The sequence below is a fragment of the Streptomyces sp. NPDC015661 genome, assembly GCF_043077765.1.
In the GTDB taxonomy this organism is placed as follows: domain Bacteria; phylum Actinomycetota; class Actinomycetes; order Streptomycetales; family Streptomycetaceae; genus Streptomyces.
Genome location: NZ_JBIBST010000023.1, coordinates 8,441 through 24,744 on the forward strand (window position 1 = coordinate 8,441; position 16,304 = coordinate 24,744).

General features: G+C 73.0%; 15 protein-coding genes and 1 pseudogene. 8 read left to right on the top strand and 8 right to left on the bottom strand.

All coding sequences use genetic code 11. From position 1 onward, the window contains the following. Window positions 1-282 precede the first annotated feature (282 nt). Together ACF07V_RS37750 and ACF07V_RS37755 are read left to right on the top strand one after the other, a co-directional pair. Window positions 283-1,767, top strand: coding sequence for an ABC transporter permease (locus ACF07V_RS37750; protein WP_392160549.1), 1,485 nt, complete (start codon window positions 283-285; stop codon window positions 1,765-1,767). A gap of 42 nt (window positions 1,768-1,809) precedes the next feature. Next, window positions 1,810-2,481: pseudogene (locus ACF07V_RS37755) on the top strand (ABC transporter ATP-binding protein); the annotation flags it as partial. A 173-nt stretch (window positions 2,482-2,654) separates the two neighbouring features. Here the strand turns inward: ACF07V_RS37755 and ACF07V_RS37760 are convergent. Beyond that, a complete protein-coding gene (locus tag ACF07V_RS37760) occupies window positions 2,655-3,587 on the bottom strand; it encodes a M23 family metallopeptidase (RefSeq protein WP_392160551.1) in 933 nt (310 codons plus the stop codon). An 8-nt stretch (window positions 3,588-3,595) separates the two neighbouring features. Then, the gene (locus ACF07V_RS37765; RefSeq protein ID WP_392160552.1) at window positions 3,596-4,687 is read right to left on the bottom strand and encodes an SPFH domain-containing protein; all 1,092 of its coding nucleotides are present in this window, start codon (window positions 4,685-4,687) and stop codon (window positions 3,596-3,598) included. Window positions 4,688-4,863: 176 nt separating this feature from the next. Between ACF07V_RS37765 and ACF07V_RS37770 the strand changes: the two genes are divergently transcribed. Then, window positions 4,864-6,300, top strand: a complete 1,437-nt coding sequence (locus tag ACF07V_RS37770) for a WGR domain-containing protein (protein ID WP_392160554.1) — start codon at window positions 4,864-4,866, stop codon at window positions 6,298-6,300. A 26-nt stretch (window positions 6,301-6,326) separates the two neighbouring features. Beyond that, the gene (locus ACF07V_RS37775) at window positions 6,327-6,779 is read left to right on the top strand and encodes a hypothetical protein (RefSeq protein ID WP_392160556.1); all 453 of its coding nucleotides are present in this window, start codon (window positions 6,327-6,329) and stop codon (window positions 6,777-6,779) included. A gap of 10 nt (window positions 6,780-6,789) precedes the next feature. On the opposite strand, the gene ACF07V_RS37780 is transcribed toward ACF07V_RS37775, so the two are convergent. The 3 genes from ACF07V_RS37780 to ACF07V_RS37790 form a co-directional block, all read right to left on the bottom strand. Further along, window positions 6,790-7,212, bottom strand: coding sequence for a DUF350 domain-containing protein (locus tag ACF07V_RS37780; protein WP_383860019.1), 423 nt, complete (start codon window positions 7,210-7,212; stop codon window positions 6,790-6,792). 156 nt (window positions 7,213-7,368) lie between these two features. Further along, a complete protein-coding gene (locus ACF07V_RS37785; protein ID WP_392160557.1) occupies window positions 7,369-7,983 on the bottom strand; it encodes an HdeD family acid-resistance protein in 615 nt (204 codons plus the stop codon). 38 nt (window positions 7,984-8,021) lie between these two features. Further along, a complete protein-coding gene (locus ACF07V_RS37790; protein WP_392160559.1) occupies window positions 8,022-9,398 on the bottom strand; it encodes a dipeptidase in 1,377 nt (458 codons plus the stop codon). A gap of 171 nt (window positions 9,399-9,569) precedes the next feature. Between ACF07V_RS37790 and ACF07V_RS37795 the strand changes: the two genes are divergently transcribed. Together ACF07V_RS37795 and opcA are read left to right on the top strand one after the other, a co-directional pair. Next, on the top strand, window positions 9,570-10,109 hold the full coding sequence (locus ACF07V_RS37795; RefSeq protein WP_392160561.1) for a DoxX family protein: 540 nt from the start codon (window positions 9,570-9,572) through the stop codon (window positions 10,107-10,109). Window positions 10,110-10,191: 82 nt separating this feature from the next. Then, window positions 10,192-11,103, top strand: a complete 912-nt coding sequence (gene opcA / locus ACF07V_RS37800) for a glucose-6-phosphate dehydrogenase assembly protein OpcA (protein WP_392160563.1) — start codon at window positions 10,192-10,194, stop codon at window positions 11,101-11,103. A gap of 50 nt (window positions 11,104-11,153) precedes the next feature. On the opposite strand, the gene ACF07V_RS37805 is transcribed toward opcA, so the two are convergent. Together ACF07V_RS37805 and ACF07V_RS37810 are read right to left on the bottom strand one after the other, a co-directional pair. Then, a complete protein-coding gene (locus tag ACF07V_RS37805) occupies window positions 11,154-11,930 on the bottom strand; it encodes a class I SAM-dependent methyltransferase (protein ID WP_392160564.1) in 777 nt (258 codons plus the stop codon). An 11-nt stretch (window positions 11,931-11,941) separates the two neighbouring features. Further along, window positions 11,942-13,027 (bottom strand): cytochrome P450, encoded by a 1,086-nt coding sequence (locus tag ACF07V_RS37810; RefSeq protein WP_392160566.1) that lies wholly within the window; start codon window positions 13,025-13,027, stop codon window positions 11,942-11,944. A gap of 396 nt (window positions 13,028-13,423) precedes the next feature. On the opposite strand from ACF07V_RS37810, the gene ACF07V_RS37815 reads away from it, so the two are divergent. Beyond that, a complete protein-coding gene (locus ACF07V_RS37815; protein WP_392160568.1) occupies window positions 13,424-14,596 on the top strand; it encodes a cytochrome P450 in 1,173 nt (390 codons plus the stop codon). 123 nt (window positions 14,597-14,719) lie between these two features. Here the strand turns inward: ACF07V_RS37815 and ACF07V_RS37820 are convergent, their stop codons facing one another. Continuing rightward, window positions 14,720-15,697, bottom strand: a complete 978-nt coding sequence (locus tag ACF07V_RS37820) for an acetylxylan esterase (protein WP_392160570.1) — start codon at window positions 15,695-15,697, stop codon at window positions 14,720-14,722. 243 nt (window positions 15,698-15,940) lie between these two features. On the opposite strand from ACF07V_RS37820, the gene ACF07V_RS37825 reads away from it, so the two are divergent. Beyond that, entirely contained in the window at window positions 15,941-16,222 is a 282-nt protein-coding gene (locus ACF07V_RS37825; protein ID WP_392160572.1) for a hypothetical protein, read from the top strand. Window positions 16,223-16,304 lie beyond the last annotated feature (82 nt).

Consider the following 16,304-nt stretch of genomic DNA (forward strand, 5'->3'; position numbering starts at 1 on the left):
GCGCGGCAGCCCTCGTCCTCCACGACGTCCTGGCCGACCCCCTGACCTACGCGCCGCAGTAGGGGCGGCGGCGGACGCCCACTGGGCGCGGCTGGCGCCTCGCGCGGCGCGGCAGCCCTCGTCCTCCACGACGTCCTGGCCGACCCCCTGACCTACGCGCCGCAGTAGGGGCGGCGGCGGACGCCCACTGGGCGCGGCTGGCGGTCACCTCGCCGACCGCTCTCATCCCGCTCTCACGCGGGCCTTATCCCGTCATCACACGGCGCCCCTAACTTCGCGCCCATGTTCTTCACCTACCTCCGGCGCGAACTGCGCCGTCGCAGAAAGGCGGCGCTCGTCGTCGCCTCCGGGCTCGCGCTCGGGATCGCGCTGGTCATCGTCGTGAACTCCGTCTCCTCCGGCATGAGCCGGGCCCAGGGCAAGGTCCTGGAATCCCTCTACGGCCTCGGTACGGACCTGACGGTGACCAAGGCGCAGGAGCGGCCCCAGGAGGGCACGCAGCCGCAGCGGCCCCGGTTCGAGTTCGAGGGCAAGGAGGACGGCAAGGAACAGAGCAGCGACCGGCTGATGGTCCAGGGCTTCCAGACCCTCGCCGACTCGACCGTCGGCACGGTCGCGAAGCAGCAGGGCGTCGACAAGGCCGTGGGCGGTCTCAGCCTCGTCAATCTGAAGATCAACGGTGAGTTCACGCACGGTCAGATCCAGCGCGGCCAGGCCCAGCAGGCCCAGCCCGCAGGTCCGGGCGGCGAGAACGGCGGCAACGGCGGGTCCGGCTCCGGCCCCGGGGACACCGTCACCGGCGGCGGCGCGGCCTTCGACGTCGACTCCTTCACGATCTACGGCACCGACGTCACCACCCCCGACCTCGGCCCCCTCACCACCTCCACCGTCTCCACGGGCCGCACCTTCAAGAGCACCGAGACCGACGCCGAGGTCGCCGTCGTCGACAGTGCCTACGCGCAGGAGAAGGACCTCTCCGTCGGCGACGAACTGACGGTCAAGGGCGTGAAGTTCCAGATCATCGGCATCGCGACCGCGGACAGCGGACAGTCCGCCGCCCAGGTCTACCTGCCCCTCGAGCGGGCGCAGACCCTCTCCGGATCCGCCGGCAAGATCACCACGGTCTATGTGCGGGCGACCGACTCGACGCGCATCGACGCGGTCAAGACCGCCATCCAGAAGAACGTCTCCGGCACCACCGTCACCACCTCAGCCGACCTCGCGAAGACGGTCTCCGGCTCGCTCGACACCGCCGCCGACCTCGCCTCCAACGTCGGCAAGTGGCTCTCGTACGCCGTGCTGCTCGCCGCCGTACTCGTCGCCGGGCTGCTCACCTCCGCCGCCGTCGGCCGCCGGGTCCGCGAGTTCGGCACCCTCAAGGCCCTCGGCTGGAAGAGCGGCCGGGTCACCCGCCAGGTCGTCGGCGAGGCCCTCGTCAACGGCGTCATCGGCGGCGTCCTCGGCATCGCGATCGGTCTCGCCGGAGCGTACGCCGTCACCGCCGCGAGCCCGACCCTCACCGCCGAACTCGGCGCGAGCGGCGGCGGGTTCGGCGGTCGCGGCGGTGGCATGGTCATCGGCGGCCCCGGCGCAGCCCGTACGGCCGTCGGCAAGACCGTCGACATCGCCCTCACCGCCCCCGTCAGCGTCACCACCGTGGGTCTCGCCGTCGTCCTCGCCCTCGGCGGCGGACTCGTCGCGGGCGCCTTCGGCGCCTGGCGCGCCTCGCGGCTCCGCCCCGCCGACGCGCTGCGCCGCGTCGAGTAGCCGCCCGCCCTCACTTCACCCAAGGACCACAGGAGTCCCACCATGTACGAACTCATCGGCGTCACCAAGCAGTACCGGCGGGGACAGAAGAGAGTCGACGCGCTCGCCGGGATCGACCTCACCCTCGACCAGGGGGACCGGCTCGTCATCCAGGGTCCCACGGGCGGCGGCAAGTCGACCCTCCTCCAGATGCTCGGCGGACTCGACCGCCCCACCTCGGGCCGGGTCCTGCTGGACGGCACCGACCTGGCCTCGCTCTCCGAGCGGAGGCTGACGGCCGTGCGGGGCGAGACCATCGGCTTCGTCTTCCAGAGCTTCAACCTCATCCCCACGCTCACCGCCCAGGAGAACGTGGAGACCGCCCTCGTCCCGCTCGGCGTCAAGGCCGCCGAGCGGCGCACCAGGGCCGCCGAGGCACTGGAGTCGGTCGGCCTCGGCGAGCGCCTCGGCCACCTGCCGTCCGAGCTCTCCGGCGGCCAGCAGCAGCGCGTGGCCATCGCCCGCGCTCTGGTCAAGCGCCCGAAGGTGCTCCTCGCCGACGAACCCACGGGCAACCTGGACGAGTCGATGCGCGACGAGATCGTGGACCTGCTCGAAGGGCTCTGCGACGAGCACAAGCTGACCTTCGTGATGGTCACCCACGACAGCGCCGTCGCCCGCCGGGCCCCCCGTCTGGCCACGATCCGGAAGGGCCGGATCACGATCAGGGAGAACCGGCGGACGACGACGGACCGCGTCGAGGCTGACCGGCGGACGACGACGGACCGCGTCGAGGCTGACCGGCGCACGACGACGGACCGCGTCGAGGCTGACCGGCGCACGACGACGGACCGCGTCGAGGCTGACCGGCGCACGACGACGGACCCCGTCGAGGCCTGACCGGCGTCCTACACGGACACGCCGTGGCCGCGCAGGTAGGCCAGCGGGTTGATGTCCGAGCCGAAGTACGGCGTGGTCCGCACCTCGAAGTGCAGGTGCGGACCCGTCACCCGCCCGGTCGCCCCCGACCGGGCGATCCGCTGCCCGCCCGACACGCTCTGTCCGGGCGACACGTCGATCCGGGAGAGGTGGGCGTACTGGGTGTAGCGGCCGTCCGGATGACGGATCACCACCTCGTGGCCGTACGAGCGTCCGTACCCGGCGCTCACCACCCGGCCGGGACCCACCGCGCGGACCGTCGTCCCGGACGGCACCGCGAAGTCCTGCCCCGTGTGGTAGCCCTTCGACCAGGAACCCGACTGCCCGTAGTACCCCGTGAAGACGTACGAGGAGACCGGCGTCGTCCAGCCCCGCGAGGACGGCGAGGAAGGGGCGGACGGCCGCGCGGGGCGGCCCGTCCGCTGCTCGTACTTCGACGCGTGACCGGTCCAGTACCAGTGGCCGCGTGACGGGTACCAGTAGACGCCGCACCGGGCGTCCCAGCCCTGCCGGCCGTGGAAGACCGGCTCACCGGTGCGGCCGCCGCCGGCCGCCGTCGACCGACCGCCGCCCGAGGCCTTGGCGCGCTGCTGGTACGTGGCGTAGTGGGTGGTCCAGCGCCACTCGCCCGCCGCGTTCCGGAACCAGTACGTGGAGCCGTCCCAGCCCGCGTGCGCCGGGGCGGGTTCGGCAGCGGCCGTTCCCGTGCCCGCGCCGGTCAGGGCGACCACGCCCACGGTCGCGACGACCGCGCGGCGCACGCCGTGCAGGGCCCGCTGCCCGCCCGGCGCCCTGCCCGCCCGGGCGGCCTCGGCGCAGCCCGCGCACGCGCAGTCCCGGCGGGGTATCTCGTCCGTGAAGGCGGGGACGTCGAACTCGGGGTCGGGGGTGTCGTCGTTCACGTTGCTCCTCACTCCTGGTGGTTCGGGTCGGCCGGGCCGCCGGTCCGGGTGTAGAAGGCCACGGTCAAGTCCTTGACGAGGGCCTGGCGTTCGAAGTCGTCCAGCTCGACGAGCCCCCGTGCGGTCAGCCGCGTGACGGTCTCGTCGACGGCGTCGATGACGCCGGTCACGACCGAGTCCCGGTGCTTGGCGTCCAGGACGGCGATCTGACGCCGGCGCATGGCGGCGGCGACCTCGGGGGCGTACTCGATGCGGGTCGGCTGGGCGGAGAAGACGGCGATGCCGACCGGCCGGCACTCGGCCGCGAGCATCCGGGTCAGCGCGTCGCCGACCGCCTCGGCGTCCCGCAGGGTCGGCGCGTCGCCCCGGAAGGCGTCGGCGGGCAGCTGCGAGAGCACGCGCGCGGCCGCCGCCTCCACCTGCTCGCGCAGATAGCCGAGATGGTCGTCGACCGCGAGCAGCGCGCGGGCCGTGTCCCGCACCGACCACACGACCAGGACCACCACGCGCAGCGCCGAACCCTCCGCGTCGACGACGGCGATGGGTTCGCTGCGCCAGTGCCGCAGCCGTACGTCGATCCGGCGGCGCAGCACGAAAGGGCTGATCCAGACGAGGCCGGTGCGCCGGACGCTGCCCCGGTAGCGGCCGAAGAGCGAGAGGACCCAGGCGGAGCCCGTACGGCCGCGGGTCAGCCCGCCGAAGGAGACGACGGCGACCACGACGCAGGCGGCGAGCGCGGCCCACTGCCACGGGGGCAGCTCGGCGGTGCGCAGCGGGCGGGCGCGCCAGAGTGCCGCCGCCGCGCCCGTGAGCGCGGTGAGGCCGGTGAGGACGGCGACCCAGCCGGGGACGGCGGGGCCAGGACGCTCCGTCAGGTCGGGCTCGGCGGGCGGGGGCCGGCGGGGGAGCGTCACCGACGGGGCGGGCGTCTCGGCCGGTCGCTCCGCCGTTCGTCGAGCCGTCCGGTCCTTCGTTCCTTCCGGCCTCGGAAGGGTCTGGGTGGGCCGGGTCGGGTCCGACCGGAAGAGATCGTTCATCGGTATGCCGTCCGTGTGCCGGCGGGTGCGGACGGGCAGGGGCCGCTTCTGTGGCTCGGTCATGAGGCCCTTCCGGCCGCAGCTGAGGTGACGGCTCGTCGGATGATCTTCACGCACCATGATCACAGGGGTGAATGTCCGGAATGCCGCGACGAAAGTCCCGAATGCCCGGGTCTTTGGTCCCTTGGCCACAACTTCACCGAGGGCCGTTGTCAGTGGTCGCCCCTACCGTTTTCACCATGACGACGACGACCTATCTGGAGCTGTCGCAGGACGGCGGCGGTGCCCACAAGTTCTACGAAGTGACCGTCCAGGACCTCGCGGTGTCGGTCCGTTACGGCCGGATCGGCTCGGACGGCCAGACCCAGCGCTCCACGTTCCCGACGGCGGCGAAGGCCCAGGCCGCCGCGGCGAAGAAGATCGGCGAGAAGGTCCGCAAGGGCTATGCCCCCGCCGTCCGGGGACAGCGCGCCGCGCGCGCCGTGACGCGCCGCGAGGTCACCTCCGCACCCTCCACGGCGCGCGCAGTCGCCCCCGTCCTCTGGCGTTTCCGCACCGGCTCGGCCGCCTTCGGCATCCACGTCGACGAGGAGCGCTGCTGGGTGGGCAACCAGGCGGGGGACGTCTTCACGCTCGACCGCGCCGGCGAGGTGCAGGCCCGGTTCAGCCTGCCGGACGGCGTCAAGTGCCTGGTCGCCGACGACTTCTGGATCTACGCGGGCTGCGACGACGGCAAGGTGTACGACCTCTCGTCCAAGCTGCCGTTCGCCGCGTACGACATCGCCACCGACGTCGACATCTTCTGGCTCGACATCCACGAGGGCGTCCTGCACGTCGCCGACCGCTCCGGCCGGCTCACCGTCATCGACCACGAGGACGAGCACCAGTGGGCGCGCGGCGGCCGGGGCGAGCACGCCTGGATGGTCCGCGCCGACGGCGACGCCGTCTACTACGGCGACACGCGCGGCGTCGCCGCCCACGCGCCCGACGGCGGCGGCGAGCGGTGGCACACGGCCACCGACGGTGCGGTGCTCTTCGGCTGGCAGGAGGACACCGCGGTCTACGCGGGCACGTCCCGCAAGAAGGTGCAGCGGCTCGCGAAGAAGGACGGGCGCGTGGAGGCGGTGTACGCCTGCGACAGCCCGGTGTACTCCTGCGCCACCTCGCCCGGCGGCCGGTTCGTCTTCGCCGCCGACTCCGCCTCGTCCGTCTACTGCTTCGCGGAGGACGGCACCCGGCTGTGGAAGCTCGGCACGGGCGGCGGTTCGGCGCTCTCCATGCAGTACCGGGACGAGCGGCTGTACCTGGTGACCACGGACGGATCGCTGGTCTGCGTGGACGCGAGCGAGGCGGCGATCGAGGCCGCCAAGCAGGGCACGGTCCCGGTCGCGCGGGACATCAAGCTCGCCGCGGCCCTTCCGGTGTACGAGCCGGCGACGACCGTGACCGCGGTGACCGCCGTCAGCGACGCCCCGGCCGGCTCGGTGGTCGTGGAGTGCGTGACCGAAGGGGGCAGGACCCGGGTGCGGGTCGTCTCGCAGGGGTACGACACCGGGTGGAACGTCCAGTTCCCGCGGGCGATCCGGGAGCCCGGCGCGCGGTACGTCGTGGATGCCCTGCACCCGGCCGCGGGCGGGTTCTACCGGGTGCGCGGCGACATCCGGCGGCTCCTGTGACGACCGGTGCGGGGAGCGGCCCGGGGGTGTTCGAGGCGGCCACCGGTGACGGGCCGCCGCTGCCCGAGGCCGAGGCCGAGCAGCGGTCGCGGGAGATCCGCGCGGCCGTCGACGGGCTGCTCCAGATCCGGCGGCTGACCCTGCGCCAGGGTGGCGACCCGAGGACCGCGCCCGCCGACTGGGAGCGCCGCCGGCCGGTCCGCGCGGTGGCCCTCGCCCTGGAGTCCGGCGGGATCACGCCCTCGTCCGTGGACCCTTCCGGGACACGGCTGTCCACCGGCTACCGGGTCACGGCGGGGGAGCGGCCCGGCACCACCAGGGTGGAGTGGCTCGGCCCGCCGGGCGCGGGCGCCGCCCAGGAGGAGACGGCGGCCCTGGGCGCGTGCGTGCCCGCGCTCGAACGGCTCGGCTGGGAGGCGCTCCTCTACAAGGGGCCGCGCGGCCGCCGCTTCCTGGAGGTCGAGCCCATGTCCCCGTGAAGGGGGGCCGTCAGGCGATCGAGGCGGAGACGATCGCCGAGACCGCGATGTTGCAGGAGGCCGTCACCCAGACCGCCGGGTGCGGCTCGGGGTCGACGAGGGTGGCGCCGAGCTTCCCCGGCGTGACCAGGTCGACGACGAGGAAGGCCACCGCCATCATGACCAGGCCGAGCAGACCGAACGCGGCCGTGGAGACGAGCCCCTTGCCGAAGTTCTCGTACGTCGTCCAGATCGAGGTGAAGACGATGCCGCCGATGCCGAGGAGCGCCGAGCTCAGCAGGATCGCGGCGTTGCGGTTGCGGTCCTCCCAGATCTGGCGCCCGAGCTTGCCCGGGGTCAGCAGGTCCACGAGCACGATGCCGAGGATCAGCAGGACCACGCCGAGGGCGCCGTAGGCGCCGGCCCGGCCGAGGCCGTTGACGATGTCGCTCATGAAGTGCCGGCTCCGAAGGTGGTGATCGCGGCGGATCGGTGGTCAAGGACCGGCAAAATGTAGCGCACGGGTGAACGAAGCCCGCCGCCCGCCCGGAGATCGGGCGGACGGCGGACGGAGGAGGTGCATACCGGCTGGGCCGTGTCCGGACACGGCCTAGGCGCCCGGCGGTAGGTCCTTGGCGCGGGAGCGGACCATGATGGCCGTGATGATCTCGACCGCGCCGACGACGAGCAGCCAGATGCCGCCGAGGACCGTGAGCACCTTGGCCGACTCCAGCGGCGACACGATCAGCACGATCCCGGCGAGCGCGCTGACGATGCCGAGGAAGATCTGCCAGCCGCGCGCCGGCATGGCGGGGTCGGAGGAGGCCGCCACGGTCTGGGTGATGCCGCGGAAGAGCCAGCCGATCCCGATCCACAGGGCGAGCAGCAGGGTCGACTGCGTCGCACCCCGGAAGCAGAACAGGCCGAGCAGGATCGACAGCGCGCCGCTGATGAAGGCCATGACCCGCAGTGCCGTGGTGGCGTGCGTGCCGAAGGCGGCGACCAGTTGCATCACGCCGCTGATCAGCAGGTACAGACCGAAGAGCACGCCCACCACCCGCAGGGTGGCCTCGGGCCAGGACAGCACCATGACGCCGAGGATCAGTGAGACGAGCCCGGCGACGAGCAGGGCCTGCCAGGCGAAGCCCGCGAGGAGTCCCAGGGGCCCGGGTGGCGCGTCCCCTCGGGCGTCACGGCCGTACGGACTGTCGTGAGTCTGTGTCATGGGACGGCACCGGTCCTTTCGTTGCGGGGGGAGGCGCGTCAGCGGGGAGTGGCGTAGGAGTTCAGGAAGAGTGCCTCGGCCAGCGCCATGTGCTCGATCTCGGAGGGGTCCACGCTCTCGTTCGGCGCGTGGATGAGACAGCCCGGCTCCTCGACGCCGATCAGGGCGATCTCCGCCTCCGGGAACTGCGCCGCGAGCACGTTGCACAGGGGGATCGAGCCGCCCTGCCCCGACTGGACCATGTCCTTCCCGTACGCCTCGCGGAGCGCCGCCCCCAGAGCCCGGTAGGCGGGTCCGTCGGTACGCGCCTTGAAGGGCTGGCCCGCGCTCTCCGGCTCCACCTCCACCCGGGCGCCCCACGGGGCGGCCGAGGCCAGATGGTCGGTGAGGGCGCGCCGGGCGTCGTCCGCGTTGATCCCCGGCGGCACCCGCAGGCTGACCCTGGCCCGTACCTTCGCCTGGATCGCGGCCGAGGAACCCACCACCGGCGGGCAGTCGATGCCGAGGACGGTGACGGCGGGCCGGGCCCACAGCTCGTCGGCGACCGAGCCCGTACCGACGAGGGACACCCCGTCGAGGACGCCCGCATCGGTACGGAACTGTTCGACCGGGTAGTCCACCCCGTCCCAGGCGCCGTCGCCGGCCAGCCCCTTGATCGCCGTGTTGCCGTGCTCGTCGCGGAGGCTGTCGAGGATCCGGACGAGCGCGGCCAGCGCGTCGGGCGCCGGGCCGCCGAACATCCCGGAGTGCATCTCGCCCTTGAGCGTGGAGACCGTCACGACGACATTGGTGAGCCCGCGCAGCGAGGTGGTGGTGGTCGGCAGACCGAGCGCGAAGTTGCCGGTGTCGCAGACCAACAGGGTGTCGGCGGCGAACAGTTCGGGCTGCAGCGGCACCAGCTGCTCCAGGCCGCCCGTGCCCTGCTCCTCCGAACCCTCCGCCACGAACTTGATGTTCACCGGGAAGCCCCGGCCCTCCGGTCCGCCGAGCGCGCGCAGCGCCGTCAGGTGCATGGCGATGTTGCCCTTGCAGTCCGCGGCTCCGCGCCCGTACCAGCGCCCGTCGCGCTCGGTCAGCTCGAAGGGCGGGGTCCGCCAGGCGTCGTCGTCGAGGGGCGGCTGCACGTCGTAGTGGCAGTAGAGCAGCACCGTCGGCGCCCCTTCGGGGCCCGGCGCGTGGCCCACGACGGCGTCCGTGCCGTCCGGGGTCGTCACCCGGCGCATGTCGCGCAGCCCGGCCTCCGTGAAGGCCCGCACGAGGAAGTCCGCGGTCTTCGCGCACTCCTCGGGAGGGAACTGGCGCGGGTCGGCGACCGAGCGCATCGCCACCAGTGCGGTGAGGTCCTCCTTCGCCCGGGGCATCAGCGCCCGGACCCTCTCCCGCAGGGCTGCGGTCTCGGTGGACTCGGCGGACATGCGTACCCACTTCCCTCGGGGACGAAAGCCCCCTCAGTCAAGCAACAGTGGGCAATCGCCGCAAAAGGTGACTCAAGTGGCCCAGCGAGGGTGGGGTTCGGAGGGCGCCCGGGAGCCGTCGGGACCACAGTGGACGGCGTACGTGTCCGCCTCCCGCACCTGGAGAACCCCATGGCCCACCCCAACCGACGCGACCTCGGGCTGCTTGTGCTGAGGGTCGGAACCGGCGCCGTGCTCGCCGCGCACGGCACGCAGAAGCTCCTCGGCTGGTTCGGGGGCGGTGGTATCGAGGGCACCACCAAGGCGATGGAGGCCATGGGCTTCCACCCGGGCCGCGAGAGCGCGATCGCCGCCGGCCTCGGCGAGGCGGGCGGCGGAGTCCTCCTCGCCCTCGGGCTCGCCACCCCGGCCGCCGGCGCCGCCGCGGCGGGGGCCATGGCGGGCGCCGTCGCCGTCCACGCACCCGCCGGCTTCTTCGCCATGGCCGGCGGCTACGAGTACCCGGCCTTCCTCGGCTTCACCGCCGCCGCGATCGGCCTCACCGGCGCCGGACGGTACTCCCTGGACCACGCCACCGGGCACGTCCTCGACCGCCCCTGGGTGGTGGCCACCGCCTTCCTCGGCACGGCGATCGCCGCCGCGGCCGTCGTCGGCCGCCGCGCCGCGGACCAGACGTCCCCCGACCAGGATCCCGACCCGGAAGCCGCCTAGCAGGCAGCTCTCCGGGGGACCCGCACGCGTCCGCCGCGCGGGAGGGTTAGGCTCGCCGCAGAGGAAGGGACGGGCGCCGCACATGAAGATCGATCTGACGGACACCGACTCCAGCAAGATCAACAAGGCGATCCTGCAGGGGCGCAGGGCCGTCGGCACCCCCGCCGTCGGAGCCGTGCTCACCCTGATCGTCGTCACCGACGAGGAGAACGCCTACGACTCCGTCAAGGCGGCCAACGAGGCCTCCCGGGAACACCCTTCCCGCACCCTCGTCGTCATCAAGCGCCACGCCCGCACCCCCCGCGAGCGGCACGAGACCCGCCTCGACGCCGAGGTCCGGCTCGGCACCGACGCCGGCTCGGGCGAGACGGTCCTGCTCCGGCTGTACGGCGAAGTCGGTGACCGCGCCGACTCCGTGGTCCTGCCGCTGCTGCTGCCCGACGCGCCCGTCGTGGTCTGGTGGCCGGTCGACGCCCCCGAGGTGCCCTCCCAGGACCCGCTGGGCTCGCTCGCGCAGCGCAGGATCACCGACATGTACGCGGTCGAGGACCCGCTCGCCGCTCTGGAGCGCCGGGCCGTCTCGTACGCCCCCGGCGACACCGATCTCGCCTGGACCCGGCTCACCCCGTGGCGCTCGATGCTGGCCGCCGCCCTCGACCAGGCGCCGCTCACCGTCACCTCCGCCGCCGTCGAGAGCGAGGCGGAGAACCCCAGCGCCGAACTGCTGGCCCGCTGGTTCGAGGTCCGGCTCGGAGTGTCCGTCGACCGGGTCGTCACCGACGGCCCCGTCGTCACGGCCGTCCGCATGGGCACCGCCGGCGGCGAGATCCGCATCGACCGGCCCGAGGGTCCGGTCGCGCGGCTCGCCATCCCCGGCCAGCCCGGCAGGGTCCTCGCCCTGAAGGTCCGGACCACCGCGGAGCTGATCGCCGAGGAACTCCGCCGCCTCGACCCCGACGAGGCCTACGCGGCCGCCCTGCGTGGCCGCGCCTGACCGGGCCGGCCCGCACGGGTCGTCGGGCGGGCCCGGTACGGTCGGCGGCGTCAGGCCTGGCGGCTGAAGACCAGGACGACGTCCGCCGCCTCCCTGACCCGGGGGAGGTCCGGATCGGGCAGGGCGAGCAGGCGGGACCGGGTCTCGTCGACCAGACGGGTGGCCTCTCCGCCCACCGCCCAGGCGCCGGTGAACAGACCGCGCGTCAGCGATGCGGCCATCGCCCGCGGTGACACCTCGAACGACGTGGGGCGCTCCGACGCCGTCCCCTCGTAGACGAGGCCGTGTGCCGCGGCGATCGGGGCCAGCCACTCCGGGCCGTCGCGGCGGCTGCCCTCCGGATCGAGAAGGTCCTCCAACTCCCCGACGAGGGCGCCGATGTCGTCGGTCGGGCGCGTCCCGCCCGCCGGGATCACCAGATAGCGCCCGCCCGGCCGCAGGATCCGTCCGACCTCGGCCAGGACGGCCCGGTTGTCCGGTCCCGCGTGCAGCAGCCAGGTCGAGACCGCCTGGTCCACCGACCCGCTCCGCACCGGCAGCCGGCAGGCGTCGGCCACCGCGACCCGCGCGCCGAGCCGGGCCTTCGCCCGTGCGAGCATCCCCGGCGAGAGGTCAAGACCGTGCACCGTGTGCCCGAGCGCGGTCAGTTCGGCCGCGACGATGCCCGTGCCCACGCCGATGTCGAGCACCGGGCGCGCCGGGTCGAGCAGCGGCGCGAGCATGCGCGCGAAGCCCGCCGCCCGTTCCGTACCGCCGCGCGACTCGTCGTACTCCGGGGCGATCTCGTCGAACTCCGCCGCCGGGCGGGCCGGAGAAGCAGCGGTCACCGTCCTGCTCCTCACGCCTGCGGGGTGAAGGTCACGGGCAGCGTCGCCATGCCGCGCAGGATGCCCTCGCGCCGGCTCAGGTCCGCGTCCGGGTCGGCCAGCCGCAGGTCGGGGAAGCGTCGCAGCAGGGTGCCGATCGCGATCCTGGCCTCCGCGCGGGCCAGCGGGGCACCCAGGCAGAAGTGCACACCATGGCCGAAAGCGAGCTGTTGCGGCACCTCGCGGCGGGCCACGTCGAGGATGTCGGGACGGTCGTAGCGCGCCGGGTCGCGGTTGGCGGCCGCGAGCCCGATGATGATCATCTCGCCGGGCGGCACCGTGACCCCGCCGATCTCGTACGCGTCGACGGTGAAGCGCGCGACGCCCCGGCTCACGGGCCCCTCGTAGCGCAGGAGTTCCTCGATCGCGCCGGGCAGCAGCGAGGGGTCGTCGCGCAGCGCGGCGAACTGCTCGGGGTGGCGCAGCAGGGCGTGGACGCCGTTCGCGATGAGGCTCGCCGTCGTCTCGTGACCGGCGAGCGTGAGCAGGATGGCCATGGCCGTCAGCTCGCGGTCGCTGATCTTCTCCTCGGCCTGCGCGGCGCAGAGCGCGCTCAGCAGATCGTCCTTCGGGTCCGCCTTGCGCGCGGCGATCAACGGCTCGAAGAACTCGGTGAGTTCGGCGCGCGCCCGGGCTCCCTTCGCGAGCCGCTCCGGGGTGTTGGGCGGCATGATGAGGCCGACCGCGAGACGGGCGAAGTCCGGCTGCCCCTCGGCCGGGATGCCGATGAGTTCGCTGAGCACGGCCATCGGCAGCGGCAGGGCGAACTCGGAGACCAGATCGGCCGATCCGCGCGGGGCGATCGCGTCGAGGAAGGCGTCGGTGTGCGCCTGGACGCGGGGCGCGAGCGCCTCCACGCGGCGGAAGGTGAAGGCCTTCGAGACGAGGTTGCGCAGCCGGGTGTGGTCCTCGCCGTTGGCCACCAGCATGCTGGCCATCAGCACGTTGGTGCGCTCCTGGTGGGCCATCTCCTCCTCGAGCCCGTTGACCCCGACGGGGCTGCTGCTGAGGCGCGGGTCGGTGAGCGCGGCCACCGCCTCGTCGTAGCCGGTGACCATCCAGACTTCAAGGGTGGGATTCAGCCGGACGCGCTGGACGACGCCGTGCTCCCGGATGCGTTCGAAAAGCGGGTAGGGGTTGGGCTGTTGAGCAACGTTTACCGGGACATCGTGAACGATTGTCTGGTCTTGGCCGGTCATCTTCCGTAACTCCCCGAAGCTTTGTGAAAGATCTGAGGCAGGTAGTCATACCAGCCACCCCAGTTGCGTGGTAGCGTCACCGGCGCTCGGCTCGGATGATGTACGGGGAAGGACCGGCGAACCGCCGGTGAAGCACCAACGAGGCGTTCCACCCACCCGGTGATCCGGCGTCTCGTACGCTCAACTCGGAAGCAGCCAAGGCCTCAACCAGGCCCGATGCGCAGGGGGAGACGTTTCGTGGAGCAAGCGGCAGCCGTGGACCCGATTCTGGATCTGGCCCGTCCGTCGATCCTGCGGAACCCCTACCCGGCCTACGCACGCCTGCGGGAGACCACGCCGGTCTTCTGGCACGAACTGCTCGGCTCCTGGGTCCTGACCCGCCACGCCGACTGCCTCGCGGTGCTCACCGACAGCAACCGTTTCGCCTCCGACTGGCGCCGCGCCGGCGAGGACATCCCCGCGCCGCTGCTGAGCGTCCAGACCCTCGATCCGCCGGAGCACACGGCCATCCGGCACTTATTGCTCGACGGCTTCCGCGCCCAGGACCGCAAGGCCCTGCACGAGGGCCTGGAGCACGGGATCGCGGAGCTGCTCGCCGAGCTGGCCGGCCGACCCTCCTTCGACCTCGTCGGAGAGCTCGCCGAGCCGGTCGCCCTCCGCTTCGTCACCGCCTTCCTCGGCGTCCCCGCGCCCGAACTCGACTGGTTCGTGCCCATGTCCCGTACCGTCGTCGACGGCATGGACGCCGGGCTCTGGCCCGAGAAGCACGAACCGGCCGTCGCCGCCCGCGCCCGTCTCGCGGAGTACGCCGGCGGCTGGCTCGCGGATCCGCCCAAGGAAGGGCTCATCGCGTACGTCGCCGAGCACGCGGCGGACAGCGGCGTGGAAGAAACGGTTCTTCGGAACAGTCTGCGCGCCGTCCTCCACGCCGGCTACGAATCCGCCTCACGCCTCCTCGGCAACGCCGCGGCCGCCCTCCTCACCACCCCCGGCGCGCTCGCCGCGTTCCGTGCGAGCCCGGCCACGGCCGTGGACGAACTCATCCGGTACGACGCACCCGTCCAGGCGGACGCCCGGGTCTGCGTCACCGACACCGAACTGGGTGGCGTCACCCTCAAGGCGGGTGATCCGGTCACGCTCTTCCTGGGCGCGGCCCATCACGACCCGCTGCGGTTCGACCACCCCACAGAGCTGCGACTCGACCGCGCCCCGAACCCGCACCTCGGGTTCGGACGCGGGGCCCATGCCTGTCTGGGCGCGTCCATGGCGATCCGGCTCGCCGGATCGGTCCTCGGGGCCCTGGCCAGGGACTACCCGGACGCACGGGCGGTCGCGGAACCGGACCACCGGCGCAATCTGACCCTCCGCGGTCTCGACCGCTTCGAGGTCACCCTGCGCCCACGAGCGGGGGAGGAGGTTCGACCATGAAGTACTGGCACTGAAACCAGCGAGCGTGACGCCCGTCCGGGAGGCGGGCAGCACGCCGGTGTACGGCTCACGTGCACCCCGCCGGAGCCCGAGCCCGCTGCGCGGCTCGGGCTCCGGCCCACATCAGGCGCCCCGGCGGAGCTTCCCCGGCAGCCAGCGGAGCTGCGCCGCCTGCTGGAACGCGCCGCCGCCCTCGTGGTCGTTGAAGTCGTACACCTCGATCGCCTTCTCCTCCCCGGCGTACGCGTTGAAGGCCGCGAACACCGTCGACGGCGGGCACGTCTCGTCCTCCAGGGCCGTCGAGAACAGGGCCGGGGCCGTGGCGCGGGCCGCGAAGTGGACCCCGTCGAAGTACGCGAGCGTCTCCCGGACCCGCTCCACCCGGCCGCGATGCGTCTTCAGGTAGTTGCCGATCTCGCGGTACGGCGTGCGGTCCGTGATCGTCGTCGCGCGCGGGAAGTCGCACAGGAACGGCACGTCCGGGACCACCGCCACCAGGTTCCGCACGAGACCCGCCACGGCCAGGGTGATGCCGCCGCCCTGGCTCACGCCCGTCACCGCCGTACGCCCCGCGTCCACCAGGGGATGCGAGCGGGCCGCCTCGACGGCGCGCACCGCGTCCGTGAAGACCCGCCGGTAGTAGTAGGCGTACGGGTCCTCGACGCCCCGCGTCATGAAGCCCGGGAACGAGGGCGCGCTGCCCGCCGGGTCCGGGGTGTCGCCGGTGGCCCAGCCGCTGCCCTGCCCGCGCGTGTCCATCACGAAGTGCGCCAACCCGGCCGAGGCCCAGAGCAGATGCGTGTGCGGAAGGCCCCGCCCGCCGCCGTACCCGAGGAACTCCACCACGACGGGCAGGGGTTCGGACGTGCCGGCCGGCAGGACGAGCCACCCCTTGACCGGGTGCCCGCCGAACCCCGCGAAGGTCACGTCGAAGACGTCCACCGTGGCCAGCCCCGTCGCCACGGGCTCGAAGCGTGCGTCCAGCTCGTGCGCGCGGGCCTCGTCGAGGGTCTCCGTCCAGAAGGCGTCGAAGTCCTCGGGCTCCACGGACGTGCTGCGGTACGTGCGGAGCCGGTCGACGGGCAGGTCGAACTGAGTCATGCGAACCGCCTGGTGAGTGAGGAGGTCGTTCGAAATCTCGACCGGTCGCCCCGGTCCTCCTCACCCTAGAACCTGACCCCCAGTGATTCATATACGTGAACCCCCGGGTCCGCCCGCGCAGACACTTCGCGCGGTGAACGCCACGAGAACACCACCGGGCCGCCAGTCGTGACATCCTCGGACGAACCGCCCACACCGACGTCCCGCTGTGGGCCTTCCTCGTCTCCTGTGCGGAGGGACGCCTTGCTCATCAGCCACGCCGTACATCACGACGCCCTGCACGTGACGCTCCACCGGGACCTGGACGTCACGAACCGCGCCGCGGCCGCCCTCCAGATCCAGGCGCTCGTCCAGGAGCACCGGCCCGACCGGGTCGTCATCGCCGTCCCGGCCGCCGATCCCAGCCCCGCCACCCTCAGCGCCCTCGCCCGGGCCCACCGGATGTGCGCGGGCCTCGGCGTCCCCCTCTCCCTCAGCGGCGCCAGCGACCGCACCTGCCGCCTCCTGGACGCCAACAGCGCCTGAGACGACGGGCCCAGGAGGCGGGGGCCCGTTGTTCCCCGCCTCCGTGGGGGATCCAGAATGACCCCATCGGCCGGTCCGGAAC